At 62.4% G+C, this 14,724-nt stretch carries 12 protein-coding genes; 9 read left to right on the forward strand and 3 right to left on the reverse strand.

Annotated features, from left to right (window positions below):
• Positions 1–203: 203 nt before the first annotated feature.
• The 9 genes from NE850_RS34660 (at position 204) to NE850_RS34700 (ending at position 12,615) form a co-directional block, all read left to right on the forward strand.
• Positions 204–3,299: an enterotoxin A family protein gene (locus NE850_RS34660; RefSeq protein ID WP_232292903.1), complete on the forward strand. Its 3,096-nt coding sequence runs from the start codon at positions 204–206 to the stop codon at positions 3,297–3,299.
• 237 nt (positions 3,300–3,536) lie between these two features.
• Entirely contained in the window at positions 3,537–4,445 is a 909-nt protein-coding gene (locus NE850_RS34665) for a TauD/TfdA family dioxygenase (RefSeq protein ID WP_007181892.1), read from the forward strand.
• A gap of 48 nt (positions 4,446–4,493) precedes the next feature.
• Entirely contained in the window at positions 4,494–5,546 is a 1,053-nt protein-coding gene (locus NE850_RS34670; protein WP_007181893.1) for an ABC transporter substrate-binding protein, read from the forward strand.
• A gap of 70 nt (positions 5,547–5,616) precedes the next feature.
• Positions 5,617–6,447, forward strand: a complete 831-nt coding sequence (locus NE850_RS34675) for an ABC transporter ATP-binding protein (RefSeq protein ID WP_007181894.1) — start codon at positions 5,617–5,619, stop codon at positions 6,445–6,447.
• Complete coding sequence (locus tag NE850_RS34680) at positions 6,444–7,322, forward strand: ABC transporter permease (RefSeq protein ID WP_007181895.1); 879 nt, start codon at positions 6,444–6,446, stop codon at positions 7,320–7,322. Before NE850_RS34675 ends, NE850_RS34680 begins: the two co-directional genes overlap by 4 nt.
• Positions 7,323–7,511: 189 nt before the next feature.
• The gene (locus NE850_RS34685) at positions 7,512–8,918 is read left to right on the forward strand and encodes a selenium-binding protein SBP56-related protein (protein ID WP_165185997.1); all 1,407 of its coding nucleotides are present in this window, start codon (positions 7,512–7,514) and stop codon (positions 8,916–8,918) included.
• The gene (locus tag NE850_RS34690; RefSeq protein WP_310700006.1) at positions 8,915–9,592 is read left to right on the forward strand and encodes a hypothetical protein; all 678 of its coding nucleotides are present in this window, start codon (positions 8,915–8,917) and stop codon (positions 9,590–9,592) included. Before NE850_RS34685 ends, NE850_RS34690 begins: the two co-directional genes overlap by 4 nt.
• 220 nt (positions 9,593–9,812) lie before the next feature.
• Positions 9,813–11,150: an LLM class flavin-dependent oxidoreductase gene (locus NE850_RS34695; RefSeq protein ID WP_310700008.1), complete on the forward strand. Its 1,338-nt coding sequence runs from the start codon at positions 9,813–9,815 to the stop codon at positions 11,148–11,150.
• Between the two features lie 127 nt (positions 11,151–11,277).
• Positions 11,278–12,615 carry an LLM class flavin-dependent oxidoreductase gene (locus tag NE850_RS34700; RefSeq protein WP_007181899.1) on the forward strand — a complete coding sequence of 446 codons (1,338 nt, stop codon included), beginning with the start codon at positions 11,278–11,280 and terminating at the stop codon, positions 12,613–12,615.
• An 18-nt stretch (positions 12,616–12,633) separates the two neighbouring features.
• Here NE850_RS34700 and NE850_RS34705 read toward each other — a convergent pair whose 3' ends face one another.
• The 3 genes from NE850_RS34705 to NE850_RS34715 form a co-directional block, all read right to left on the reverse strand.
• Positions 12,634–13,410 (reverse strand): molybdopterin-dependent oxidoreductase, encoded by a 777-nt coding sequence (locus NE850_RS34705; protein ID WP_007181900.1) that lies wholly within the window; start codon positions 13,408–13,410, stop codon positions 12,634–12,636.
• Positions 13,411–13,424: 14 nt separating this feature from the next.
• Positions 13,425–14,051 (reverse strand): cytochrome b/b6 domain-containing protein, encoded by a 627-nt coding sequence (locus tag NE850_RS34710; RefSeq protein WP_007181901.1) that lies wholly within the window; start codon positions 14,049–14,051, stop codon positions 13,425–13,427.
• Between the two features lie 132 nt (positions 14,052–14,183).
• Entirely contained in the window at positions 14,184–14,465 is a 282-nt protein-coding gene (locus NE850_RS34715) for a pentapeptide MXKDX repeat protein (RefSeq protein WP_310700011.1), read from the reverse strand.
• Between the last annotated feature and the right edge of the window lie 259 nt (positions 14,466–14,724).

The raw sequence follows: 14,724 nt of genomic DNA on the forward strand, positions 1-14,724 counted from the left end.
ATGATTCGTCGCGCACAAATACGGCGGTGCAGCCGCACAATGGTTCGCCCGCACGCGTCGCGGGTCACTCCGCAAACGCCGGCACATACGCCGCACCAGCGTCGACCCTTTCCCGCGTTCGACGCGGCGGCGTACTCGGCACCTGCGGCACGCAGTCCGAGTTCCGCGAATGTCGCGGCGGCGAAGCATTGAAAGAAACGGCCGTGTCTTATCAGAAGTTCGATCAGAACGATCGCCGGCGCACGCGCGGGCCACAAGGTAAGGGAGCCTGCAATGGCCTCGTTCGCGAAGCGATGAGCCGCATCGACCGCGACGATGGCGGGAACACCGTGGACCTGCCATCCGCCGTCAACCAGATGTTGATCGACGCGGACTCCCGCGCTCCCGCCAGCCGGGAGATGTTCGACCGGATCGACCGGTTTCAGGACAGATTGACGCCGTTCGCGCTCGGACGGTATGAGCAGCGCAACGCCGACCCATTCACCGAAACGCAGGACCGCAACCAGCGCATCGCAAGCTTGATGACCCGTCTGCATGATTGGCTCCAACCGGGCGACATGGCGTACCTGCTGCTCGGTATGACATCCCCGGTCGACAACTCCTGGCAACACGGCCACGCGCTGCTGATACAAAGGCGAGTCAGCGGCGATTACGTGGTCTTCGATCCGAACACCGGCGCATTCGTGTATCGCGACGAGGCCGACATGGCGCATGCACTGAGAGGGTATCTGGACACCGCGTACAGCGAAACGGGTCTTCAGGTCGTGCCCGACAGCATCCAGATCTATGCTCGGGGGCAGCCGCGAGCGCGTGCAACGCAGGCACCCCCGGCGCCATGGCTTCCAGAACCCCCACCAGAACTCTATCGTCACGGCCTGTATGCACGCACCGCGGTCGACGCGAACGGGCTCTCTCAAGGCGTCCTCTCCGCGGCCGCGGGGCAACCGCGCGCGCTGGCCGGCTCCGCTAGCGGCATGGCCGCCGACGCGCTTGCGACTATCGCCGGTGGATATTCGACAGACCTGGCAAGCGCGACAGCCGATCTCAGAGCGCGGCTGCGCAATCCGCCGACGAGGCAAGCCACAGTCGACGAGCTCCACCGCCTGCAGATCGCGAACCGGCATTCGGTGGTCTCGAATGTGCCGAACCGTATCAGACATGAAGGCCAAAGCCATATTCGAAGCGCCTCCGGGTTGGCCGACGAACTCAACCAGCACTTTGGACATCCTTATGTTCGCGACAACAGCCTGCGGGGCTACGACGACGACTTCGTGGAAATCCGGTTCACGTCCCGCGGCAGTCCGGTTGACGGGGAGGGTGCCCGTCCACAAGACAACGTCGGCCCAGCGGATCCCCCGGTAATCGTGCAAAGAGTCAAGCCATCGGCAAATTATCTGAATGACGCGTACCAGATCTACGATCCGGCAGTCGGTGTTTTCAGTTATCGGAATTTTGCCGATATGTCGTCCGCAATCAGCAGCCGGTACGGCACGGAGCATACGGAGGAGGGCGGCACTGACCACGCGGCGACCACGTGGTTCGCCAATCTGAACCGAAGCCGGCCCGTGCGCGGCGCCAGCCAGGCCGAATTCGCTGTTGCGAGAGAATCGCCCATCAACAACGTCACGTTAGCCGATATCGCGCAAGCGCATCACGTAGCCGTGCCGCCTATAGCTCTGCCGCCTGAGCCGGACATGGAGAGGCTCGCGCTGCCTCGCGACGAGGTCCGGAAACGATCCGCCGACCCGCCGGAGCAATCTCCGCACACCGTGCTCTTCCGCCCATCGACGGTGACGCCTGAAGCACTGAAGGCGCAGGGCGGCTTCAACGTCGAGGACACGCCGCTGAAAGACGTGAGCCTCGACATGCACGATTTCGACCTGAGTTCGAATCCGTCAGTTGTCGACTCAGCGGGTTATCTCGGCACTTTCCAGCGCGGCAGCACAGCGTTGGACCGACTCACGTCCCGCTCGAGCGACGGGTACATCTACCGTGTCGCACCGACACCGAACATGGTGGATGTCAATGGAAGTCTCGGCGCCGGCGCCCGCGACCCGCAACGCCACGAACAGGCGGCGATGGGGCATATCGACTTCACGCAGATCGTGGGTTGGCAACGCATCAAAGACGGCAGGCTGCAGCCGTTCTTTCCCAACCCGGATTACCGCTGGGACGTCTACGATCAGACGCAAACGGCCGGCGCCCAGCCGCAACTGGCGCGTTATCCAGTCGACAGTTCGGGCTGGAGCGACAAGCGTCACAGCCCGTTTGTGTCGCGCGTCTCATACGACGGCAAATCCGCCGTCCCGCAGCTCAACCAGGATCCGAATCGCACACAAGCCGAGTTCTACGACCATGCACGGTCAAAGATCGAATATCTCGCGAACCGGCAAGCCACGGGTCTCGACTATCGCGGGCCGATGACCATGTGGGGGTACGGCGATTCCAGATGGCAAACCAAGCTCTACGTCGACAGCAAGGGCGATGTCTGCTTCGATTATTCGGGCATGGTCGATGTTCCGGGGAATACAAGCCAGTTCGTGATGGGCGAAGATGGCCGCTTTCACCTCGCCAATGACAACAAGCGGGTGCTTCGCGTCGGAAACAACGGCTACCTCTACGCCGGCTCGGTGCCGTCCGATCCGTCTAATCTCAATGGCGTTTTTGAAAAAATCGGCAATCATCTCATTCACGCGGAGGATCGCAAGTTTCTCAGCGTCGGCAAATACTCGTACTACCCCTATGTGTCGAGAGAAGACCTCGGTAGTCGATCCGCCTGGAGCTTGACCGGCTTCAACGGGAAAGCGGTCGTACCGCCGCCCGTCAACTTGCACTCCTTCCTGAACAACTCGGCGGGCAACCGGTTCAGGCTCTACGAATTCGCAAGAAATCCCGATTCGGCGTTACCGCCAGGGACAACGCGATTCGTCACGCAAGTGCCGGGCATCGAACGTCAGGAGCTATTTATCGAATACGCCAGAAAATGGACAGCGACGGAGATCGGCAAGGCGTCCAGATGGCTTGCGCAGAACAACATTGCATGGCTGTTCAGAGACGGATATTGTGCCGTTGCCCACGGACCGAATCAGCTCGAAGTGCGCAACCTCGACGGCACGCCCGTCTGGCGCGCGACCATCGACCCGGTGACACGCAAAGTGCGCGCGCAACGCCTGACCGATCTCGCGTCCCAATACAGGATTCCCGACGCTACCTGGGACGCGATCAAGGCGGATGAAACGAGGAATCGGCTGCTGCAACGTATGCTCAAGAGCCATTATGACTTGCGCGGCAAGGGCTGAAAGGCGCTAGGACATGCGGGACAGCCATGACAGGCGCCTGCGTGCGCGTAGGCGAGGGCGGCCGCATGAGGCGGCGGCGCTCGCTCCGCGGCCGCAACGCGTTAAAGCATCGGCTTTATCACTTCAGCAGATATCCGTATCGGATTTGCTTCGTTGCCGGAGCGCGCGCGCGCCGGTAAATTCGTCTGACTGCGCCCCCGCTGGCGTCTTCCGACCAGATTCGACGACGAGTGTCCTGTGACGACTGCCTTTGCATCTACCGCCGCCAGCCAGGCTGGCCTTGCCAACCCTGCCCAGCACATCGGGATTCGCGCGTTCGACGGCCCCGTCGGCGCGGAAGTGCTCGGCCTCGATCTCGGCCGGCCGCTGAGCCAGGACGATTTCGAGCGCATTCACCGTGCGCATCTGGACCATCACGTGCTGGTGTTCCGCGATCAACGCATCACGCCGGATCAGCAGATCGCCTTCAGCCGCCGCTTCGGTCCGCTGCAGATTCACGTGCTGCACCAGTTCCAGTTGCCGGGCCATCCGGAGGTGCTGGTCGTCTCGAACATCGTCGAGAACGGCCAGCCGATCGGTCTGGGCGACGCCGGCCATTTCTGGCACTCCGATCTGTCCTACAAGGAGACGCCGAGCCTCGGTTCACTGCTGCATGCGCAGGAGTTGCCTGCGGAAGGCGGCGACACGCTGTTCGCCAACATGCATCTGGCGTGGGACACGTTGCCGGCGCATTTGCGCGCCGCAGTGGAAGGGCGTTCGGCGGAACACACGTATCTCGCGAAATACGCGGAGCTGCAAAAACGCAGCCCGTGGCGCCCGGATCTCACCGCCGGGCAGATCGCCCAGGTCAAGCCGGTGACGCACCCGATCGTCCGCACGCATCCGGAGACCGGGCGCAAGGCGCTCTTTGTCAGCGAGCATTTCACGACCCGCGTGATCGGCTTGCCGGAGGATGAGAGCCAGTCGCTGCTCGAGGAAATTTTCGCGCATAGCGTGCGGCCCGAGCATCTGTACCGGCATCAGTGGGCCGAACACGACATGGTGTTCTGGGACAACCGCTCATTGATGCACCTCGCGGCCGGCACGCCGGATCATCTGCGCCGCAAACTGTACCGCACGACAATTGAAGGCGACGTGCCGTTCTGACGGCAACGTGGTCCGTTTTACCTCTCTCACACGCTGACCGGAGTTCCGATGCTCGCCATGTTTCGCCCGACCGCTGCGCGGTCGTCTTTTGCTCGCCGTCTGACCGCGGCGCTGCTGACCCTGTCGACGGGCGTGGCCGGCCTCGGCGCGGCCGTGCCCGCGCATGCCGAAGGGCAGATCCGCGTGGCCGAACAGTTCGGCGTGGTCTACCTGCTGCTGAACGTGGCGCGCGACCAGCAGTTCGTCGAAAAAGAAGGGCGCAAGCAGGGCATCGACATCAAGGTCGACTGGGTGAAGCTCTCCGGCGGCGCCGCCGTCAACGACGCGCTGCTCTCCGGCGCGGTGGATATCGCCGGCGCGGGCGTCGGTCCGTTGCTGACTATCTGGGACCGCACGCGCGGCAAGCAGAACGTGAAAGGCGTGGCGTCGCTCGGCAACCTGCCGTATTACCTCGTCAGCAACAATCCCGACGTCAGGACGATCGCCGACTTCACCGAAAAGGACCGCATTGCGGTGCCGGCCGTCAATGTGTCGGTGCAATCGCGCGTGCTGCAATACGCGGCGGCGAAACGCTGGGGCGACAAGGATTACAACCGCCTCGACAAGTTCACGCAGGCGCTGCCGCATCCCGACGCGGCCGCGGCGATCATTGCGGGCGGCACGGAAATTACCGGACACTTCGGCAATCCGCCGTTTCAGGAGCAGGAACTCGCCGGCAATCCGAAGGCGCACATCGTGCTGAATTCATACGACGTGCTCGGCGGACCCAGTTCGGCGACCGTGCTGTACGCGACGGAGAAATTCCGCGACAACAATCCCAAGACCTACCGCGCATTCGTCGATGCACTGGCGGACGCGGCGCGCTTCATCACGGCGAATCCCGACGCCGCGGCCGACATCTACATCCGCACCAATCAGTCGAAGATCGACCGCAACCTGTTGCTGAAGGTCATCAAGGATCCGCAAGTGCAGTTCAAGGTCGCGCCGCAAAACACGCTCGGACTTGCGCAGTTCATGCACCGCGTGGGTGTGATCAGGAACGACCCGCAGTCCTGGAAGGATTACTTCTTCGACGACCCGGCAACCGCGGCGGGAAGCTGACCGTGAACGTGTACCCGCGCTTTGCCGGATACCTGTCGGCCCGAGCGGTCGGCTTACAGGGAGCGATCTGATGGTGGCCAATCCTGCCTCGCTGTTTCCGAACCACGGTAATGAAGCCGCTGCGGCGACCAGCGGAAAACTGCTCGCGGTCGAACACGTCAACCTCGAATACCGCACACGTGAGCGGATCGTTCGCGCGACCCATGACGTGAGTTTCGACGTCTACGGCGGCGATCGTTTCGTGCTGCTGGGGCCGTCGGGTTGCGGCAAGTCGACCCTGCTCAAGGCCGTGGCCGGCTTTATCGAGCCGACCTCCGGCAGCATCTCGCTCGACGGCCAGATTGTGCGAGGCCCGGGGGCCGACCGTATCGTGGTGTTCCAGGAATTCGATCAATTGCCGCCGTGGAAGACGGTTCTGCAGAACGTCGCCTTTCCGCTGCGTGTCGCGAAGAAGCTTTCGCGCGTGCAAGCCAACGAGCGGGCGCTGCATTATCTGGAGAAGGTGGGGCTTGCGTCATTCGCCAACGCCTATCCACATACATTGTCGGGCGGCATGAAACAGCGTGTCGCGATTGCCCGCGCGCTGGCGATGCAGCCGCGCGTGCTGCTGATGGACGAACCCTTCGCCGCGCTCGATGCGCTCACCCGCCGCAAGATGCAGGAAGAGCTTTTGCGCTTGTGGGAAGAGGTGAACTTCACGCTGCTGTTCGTCACGCATTCCATTGAAGAAGCGCTCGTGGTCGGCAACCGCATTCTGTTGCTGTCGCCGCATCCGGGCCGTGTGCGCGCGGAGCTCAACAGCCATCAGTACTCTCAGGACAGTTTCGGGCGCACCGATTTCCAGCGCAGCGTCGCGCGTATTCATCATCTGCTGTTTGAAGAGACGGAGGGCGCGCAATGAGCTCACCCGCCACCTTGCTGCCGCCGGTTCGCGAAGAATACGAGCGTCCGCTCGAACCGCTCGGCGAACTCGTTCTCGAAGCCCCGCTGCCGCTCGGCAAGCGGATTTTCGCGCAAGGCTGGGTGCGCAAGACGCTGATCGCGCTGGTGTTGATCGGCATCTGGGAAATCGCCGCGCGCGCAATCGACAACGATCTGCTGCTGCCCACCTTCGGCGCCACGTTCAGCGCGTTCGTGCAAGGCGTGTGGTCCGGCGAGCTGCTGCAAAAAACGGCCGTGTCGATGTCCGTGCTGCTGCGCGGCTATCTGCTCGGCGCCGCGCTCGCGTTCGTGCTGACGTCGCTTGCCGTGTCGACGCGCCTCGGCCGCGATGTCCTGTCGATGCTGACGGCGATGTTCAACCCGTTGCCGTCCATTGCGCTGTTGCCGCTCGCGCTGCTCTGGTTTGGTCTCGGCACTGGCAGCCTGCTGTTCGTGCTGGTCCATTCGGTACTCTGGCCGCTCGCGCTGAACACTTACTCCGGTTTTCAATCGGTGCCGGCGACGCTGCGCATGACGGGCCGCAACTACGGGCTCACCGGCATACGCCATGTGCTGCTGATTCTGGTGCCGGCAGCGTTGCCGGCGATTCTGGCGGGCTTACGGGTGGGCTGGGCATTTGCCTGGCGCACGCTGATCGCGGCCGAACTCGTGTTCGGCGCGAGTTCCGGTAGTGGCGGCCTTGGCTGGTACATCTTCCAGAATCGCAACGAACTGTATACGGATCGCGTTTTTGCGGGTCTCGCCGCAGTGATCGTGATCGGTTTGCTGATCGAGCATCTGGTGTTCGATACGCTGGAGCGCGTGACCGTCCGGCGCTGGGGCGTGCAGCACTAACGGCTGAGCGACGATCCTGTAGCGCTATTCGGTGTTGGCGACTACGATATGGTGAGAGGGCGCCCGGCTACGGCAAAGGCGCAGTGCACAAAAACTGGCGAAACTCCCGGTTGCTCTCGCCGCCACCGTGGACTACAAATCTAGAGCTGTGCCACGGCCCCGAACCCGACAGACAAGGAGACTCCCGTCATGGGTATGCGTCCGGATCCTACGTTCCATGCATCACCGAAACTCGCGATGGATGCGCCGGCGGAAGAGTACGCCTATACGGTACTTCTCAGCCCCGATTTTTCGCAGCCGGACGCGCTTGCCGTCATCGACGTGAAACCCGGTTCGCCGACCTACAGCCAGGTGGTTCACACCGTGCCGGTGCCGTACAAGGGCGACGAATTCCATCATTTCGGCTGGAATGCCTGCTCGTCCTCACTGTCGCCGCTGACCGGCCACGCTTTCCTCGAACGGCGCTACCTGATCATTCCGGGCATGCGTTCTTCGCGTATCTACATTGTGGACACGCATCCGCATCCCACCCAGGCGCGCATTCACAAGATCATCGAGCCGGAGGAAATCTTCCGCAAGACGGGCTACTCGCGCCCGCATACCGTGCATTGCGGACCCGAAGGGATTTACATCAGCACGCTCGGCGGCGCAGGCAAAGACGGCACCGACGGGCCGCCCGGCATTTTCATCATGGACTGCGAAACGTTCGAAGTGCTCGGCCGCTGGGAGATCGACCGCGGCTTGCAGGAGAAACACTACGATTTCTGGTGGAACCTGCCGCGCGACTATATGGTGTCGAGCGAATGGGCGTTGCCGCCGCAGTTCGAGAACGGGATCGTCGCCGAGGATCTGCTGGCGAACAAATACGGGCACCGCATCCACTTCTGGGATCTGAGCGGCAGGCGCAACGTGCAGACAATCGACCTCGGCGCGAACCACCAGATGGCGCTCGAAGTGCGGCCCGCGCACGATCCCAGCCGGGAATACGGCTTCGTCGGCGTCGTGGTCGATACGACGAATCTGGAAGGCTCGATCTGGACATGGTGGCGCGAGGGCGGCCAGTTCCACATCGAGAAAACGGCGACCATTCCGCCCGAGCCCGCAGCCACGGAATTGCTGCCGCCGCTGCTTCAGGGTTTCGGCGCGGTGCCGCCGCTCGTCACCGATATCGATCTCTCCATCGACGACAAATTCCTGTACGTCGCGTGTTGGGGAACCGGCGAAATGCGCCAGTACGACGTGACCGAACCCCGCAAGCCGAAGCTCACGGGATCGGTTCACATAGGCGGGATTGCGCGGCGTACGCCGCATCCGGGCGGCAAGACCTTCGCGGGCGGCCCGCAGATGGTCGAGATCAGCCGCGACGGCAAGCGCGTCTACTGGACCAACTCGCTCTATTCGACCTGGGACAACCAGTTCTACCCGGGCGGCGTACCCGCGGCACAGGTCATGGCGCGGGCCGAACCCAGCGGCGGCCTCAAGCTGACCGACGACTACTGGGTGGACTTTCCCGACGGATACCGCGCGCATCAGATCCGGCTCGAAGGAGGGGACTGCTCGACCGATTCGTTCTGTTACCCGTCGGTGGGCGTTTGATCGGGGCAGGCTGGTCGCAGACCGGCCTTTGGCTGGCCATTCTCGCGAGCGGCCTTTATCACGGCATCAACCCGGCAATGGGATGGCCGCTCGCAGTGTCGGGCGGTTTGATGGAAAGACGGGCGCGGGCGCTGTTCAGCGCGCTCGTCTATCTCGCGGCGGGGCATATGCTGGCGGTGTTGCTGGTGATGCTGCCGTTCGCCATGCTAACCATGCTGCTCGCCTGGCAGCGCCAGATCCAGATCGGCGCCAGCGTGCTGGTTATTGGCTTCGGCGTATTCCTGCTGATCCGCAGACGCCATCCGCGCATCCTCAGGCGGATTCCGCCCTCACGGCTCACGCTCTGGTCCTTCACCATTGCGCTCGCGCACGGCGCCGGACTGATGCTCGTGCCGATCTATCTCGGCCTCTGCCGCGCCTACGACGAGCAAGGCCACCGGGCCGCGCAAACGCTGATCGAAGCCAATCTCGGCATGGCGTTGCTGGTCTCGGGTGTGCATGCGTGCGCCATGATGGTGGTGGGCGGGCTGCTGGCATGGTTGGTCTACCGCTACCTGGGGCTCAGGTTCGTGGCGCGGAGCTGGTTCAATCTGGACACTGTCTGGGCGGTGAGTCTCGTGCTGGTCGGCGTGCTTTCACTGACGATAAATGCTCTCATGGCGGGCGAAGGGTAACAGGGGCCGCCAGCTTTCGTTAGTGCATTGGCGAATATGGATCTGCCGATTTGTTCGTGGCGCAAGGCGGCGAACACAACGAGAATCAGACAGGTCGCATGCCTTCGCCTGTCAGCGCCGGCCGCATGCCGCGCTGCTCTTTGGCGAACCGACACGGTGCCGCGCGCGTTCGGCCGGGCAGGTGCGGCGCGTCCCATCCATTCCTGATTCGCGGACTTCCATGAGCAGACGTAGCGGGCACTTGCGCCTCGGCGCTTTCCTTTACCCTTCCGGGCATCATATTGCGGCGTGGCGGCATTCCGAGGCACGGGCGGACGCCGGTGTCGATTTCCGTCATTACGTCCAGCTCGCGCAGACGGCGGAAGCTGCAAAGTTCGATCTGGTCTTTCTCGCCGACGGCGTGGGCACGCGTGGCGACAACGTCGACTTTCTCAGCCGCACGGCGCACAGCTATGTGGCGCAGTTCGAACCGATCACCTTGCTGTCGGCGCTGGCCGCCGTGACGGAACGCATCGGCCTGGTCGGCACGGCCTCGACGAGTTTCAACGAGCCGTATCACATCGCGCGCAAGTTCGCGTCGCTCGATCATATTAGCGGGGGACGCGCGGGCTGGAATCTGGTCACCTCGTCAAGCGAGCATGAGGCGAAGAACTTCAATCGTGACAGGCATTTCGACCATGCCGAGCGTTATGAGCGTGCCGCCGAGTTCGCTGAAGTCACGGCGGGGCTATGGGACAGCTGGGAAGACGACGCCTTTGTTCGCGACAAGACAGAAGGCCGTTTCTTCGACCCGGCCAAACGCCATGTGCTGCATCACAAGGGACGTTTCTTCCAGGTCAAGGGGCCGCTCAATGTCGCCCGTTCTCCTCAAGGGCATCCGGTCGTCGTGCAGGCGGGGTCGTCCGAAGCCGGCCGGGATCTGGCCGCGAAGACCGCCGAGGTGATTTTCACGGCGCAGCAGACGTTGCAGGACGCCGTCGATTTTTATGCCGATGTGAAGGGCCGACTGGAGGCCTATGGCCGCCGTCCGGACGACCTGAAGATCATGCCCGGCGTGTTCCCGATCGTGGGCCGCACCGAGGACGAAGCGAAGGAGAAGTTCGAGCACTTGCAGTCGCTCGTGGACCCGAAGGTGGGGCTCGCGCTCGTCTCCGGACTGACCGGCGGCTTCGATCTGTCCGGCTATCCGCTCGACGGGCCGATTCCGGATCTGCCCGAAACGAATGCGAGCAAGAGCCGGCAAGTGCTGACGATCGAGTTGGCCCGCCGCGAGAATCTGACGATCCGCCAGCTCTATTTGCGGGTGGCGGGAGCGCGTGGTCATTGGCAACTCGTCGGCACGCCGGCGCAGATCGTCGATCAACTGGAAGAACGCTTCCTGAATTACGGCGCGGACGGTTTCAACGTGATGCCGCCATTGCTGCCCACCGGCTTGACCGATTTCGTCGAACTGGTGCTGCCCGAATTGCGCCGACGCGGCCTGTTCCGCGAGGACTACGAAGGCCGCACGCTGCGCGACAATCTCGGCTTGCGGCGGCCGGCGCATCGCGCCGGATAGCGGCGCGGTATAGCGGCGGGCACAGCAGCGACAACAGCGCCGACCACACCCGCGCCGAGGGCTTGCAAGCAGCCGCGCCGAAGCCGGATTAAACTGGCTCGACCCAGTTCGGGACGGAGATCGTTTAATGTCACGTCAGCTTCGCCTCGGCGCATTCATGCGTCCCACTACGATTCATACCGGCGCGTGGCGCTATCCCGGCGCCTATCCCGACGCCAACTTCAATTTCGGGCATTTGAAGCGTTTTGCGCAGACGCTGGAGCGCGGGCGCTTCGACGCGTTCTTCATGGCCGACCACCTCGCGGTGCTCAACATGCCGCTCGACGCGCTCAAGCACAGCCACACGGTCACGTCGTTCGAGCCGCTCACGCTGCTCCCCGCGCTCGCTGCGGTCACCGAGCGGCTGGGGCTCATTGCCACCGCGTCCACGACATTCGACGCGCCGTATCATGTGGCAAGGCGTTTCGCCTCGCTCGACCACATCAGCGGCGGCCGCGCGGGGTGGAATCTCGTCACCACGTCGAACCCGGACGCCGCGCTCAATTTCGGCCTCGACGAACATGTGGAGCACGACGAGCGCTACCGGCGCGCCCGCGAATTCTTCGATGTCGTCACCGGACTGTGGGACAGTTGGGCCGACGACGCTTTTATCCGCGATACGGCAACCGGCACATTCTTCGATCCGCAGAAACTGCATGTCCTCAACTACAAAAGCGAGAACTTCTCGGTACGCGGGCCGTTGAATATCGCGCGCCCGGTTCAGGGTTGGCCGGTCATCGTGCAGGCGGGATCGTCGGAAGCCGGGCGGCAGATCGCCGCCGAAACGGCCGAGGTGGTGTTCACCGCGCAAACTCAACTGGCGGACGGCAAGCGCTTTTATGCCGATGTCAAAGGCCGCATGGAGAAGCTGGGGCGCTCACGCGATCACATGAAGATCCTGCCGGCCGCCTTCGTGGTGGTGGGCGATACGCTGGAGCAGGCGCTCGAAACACGAGCGCGACTCGACACGTTCGTTCATTACGAGAGCGGTATCGCTTCATTGTCGATTGCATTGGGGCACGACGTGTCAGGCTTCGATCCTGACGGCCCGCTACCCGACATTCCTGAAACCAATGCGAGCCGCACCTCGCGGCAGCGCGTGCTCGAATGGGCGGAGCGCGACCGGTTGACGATTCGCCAGTTGGCCCAGCGCATTGGCGGCTACGCGGGACTTGAGATGGTCGGCACGCCGGCCATGATCGCCGATCAGATGGAGCAGTGGCTGGTGGAAGAGGGCTCCGACGGATTCAATGTGATGTTTCCGTATCTGCCGGGCGGTCTCGACGACTTCGTCGACAAGGTGATCCCTGAGTTGCAGAGGCGAGGGCTGTTCCGGCGCGAATACGAAGGGGCCACGCTGCGAGAGAATCTGGGGCTGCCGCGGCCTGAGAACCGGTTCTTTGCGGGTTCCGGTGCTCGAACGTAATCGCATTCAGCTCGCTGTTCACGAACCGCCGAACCAGTTGTAGCCCTGATCGACCCAGTAGCCGCCCGGAAACGTGTTAGTTACGAAGATCTCCATGATGTGCTTGGGGTTCTTGTAACCGAGTTTGGTAGGCATCCTGAGCTTCATCGGATAGCCGTATTTTGCCGGCAATTGCTGGCCGTCGTAGGTAAAGGTCAGCAATGTCTGCGGATGCAGCGCCGTCGGCATATCGATGCTTTCGTAATAGTCGTCGGCGCATTTGAAGCCGACGTATTTCGCCGATGTATCAGCGCCCACGCGTTTCAGGAATTCGGAAAACGGTGTGCCGCCCCATCGGCCGATCGCGCTCCATCCTTCTACGCAGATATGCCGCGTAATCTGTTCGGCTTTCGGCAAGGCGTACAGATCATCGAGGGTCCATGTCTTTTTTTCCTGCACGAGGCCGCTGACTTTCAACCGGAAGTCGCTTCCGTCCACGTGCGGGACATCGTCGATCCCATAGAACGCGTTGAAGGGAAACGGACGCGTGATCTGTGCTTCCGTGTAGGTCGGCGCGAGACGATCCGGATCGAACAGCCAACCCTGCACGCTGTCGTTGATTTTCGACACGCGCGATAAGAACGTCTCGACCGATTTATCGTCCGACAGGCTGCATCCTGTCAGCATCGCAAGACCACCGAGCGTGATGATGCGCTTGCCGAACAGCCGGCGTGACGGCATATCGAGTTCACGGCGCACGTCGATAGCCAGCGACTCGCGATCCACGCCCAGCGACGAAGGTTTGAATAGCTTCATGGTTTTACTCCCCGTTAGCGGCCGCGAATCATCGTAAGCAACGAACGCGGCACAAGCGCGACCATCGTCAGGTGGACGACGATAAAGCCGGCCAGCAAGGCCATGGCGCAGAAGTGAACGACGCGTGCAGTGTCATATCCGTCCATCAGTTCGCGCAGCAACGGAAACTGCACCGATTTCCAGATCGCGAGCCCCGATACGATCAGGATGGCGATGTCGAGCATCACGAACAGATACGCGAATTTCTGCACGGCGTTGTAGCGGCTCGGGTCCGCGTGCGATAGATGGCCTTTCAGCGCCTCGCCGAGATCGTGCAGGATCGCGCGCGGTGACAGCGGGAAGAATTTCGAGCTGAGGCGTCCGGTGACGAGGTTCATCGCCAGATAGAAGAGGGCGTTGAAGAACAGCAGCCACATCGCCGCGAAGTGCCATTGCAACGCACCGCCGAGCCAGCCGCCGAGCGTGATGCCGGTGGGAATCCTGAAACCTTCGAATACCGGCGACGCGTCGTAGATTCGCCAGCCTGAGAGCATCATCAGCACCGCGGCCAGTGCGTTGAGCCAGTGCGTGATACGTACCCACGCGGGTTGAATCGTGCGCGACTTGTCGTGCGATGCGCCGGGTTCAGGGAGCGCGTTCATAGTGAATCTCCGGTAATCGCGTTGGCGGTGGAGGCAACTTCGTTCAGGACCGGCTCCCGCTGGGCAGGCGAAACGGCATGAGGATCCGGAGGTGCATTCGCGGCCGGCGGGCCGGGAACGCACCCCGGGGACTTACTTGCTCATCGCGTCGCCTTTTTTCATCGCGTCGGGTTTCATCTTGCTGCCGTCTTTGCTCATCGAGTCCTTGGCCATTGCGTCTTTGCTCATCGAGTCCTTGGCCATTGCGTCCTTGCTCATCGAATCTTTGGACATTGAGTCCTTGGCCATCGAGTCCTTGCTCATCGCGTCTTTCGACATCGAATCATGGGACATGGCGCCGCTCGCCTGGGCGAACGCCGAACCACCGCCGACGAGCAACGCTGCGGCGAATACTGCGATTGCAATGCTTTTCATGGCAACTCCTTGAATATTGTTGATCGGACCGTGCGGCCTAAGCGGCGTATAGGATCCGTGTGTTTATGAGGTGAACCTGCTTTCCGGCAACTACCGATGCGTCGTCATTCCGCATCTGTGAGGTAGTTCGCCACGAGTGCCGGCGCGGTTACAGCAGGCGCGATTTTTTTTGCCGAAACGGAAAAAGAGGGCAGTGCGGCACGGTCGTGCGCTCCAGTGCACGGGGTGATGGAATAAACTCCTGTTTCCTGTAACCGAC

It is taken from the genome of Paraburkholderia sp. USG1, assembly GCF_031570135.1.
GTDB classification, from domain to species: domain Bacteria; phylum Pseudomonadota; class Gammaproteobacteria; order Burkholderiales; family Burkholderiaceae; genus Paraburkholderia; species Paraburkholderia dioscoreae.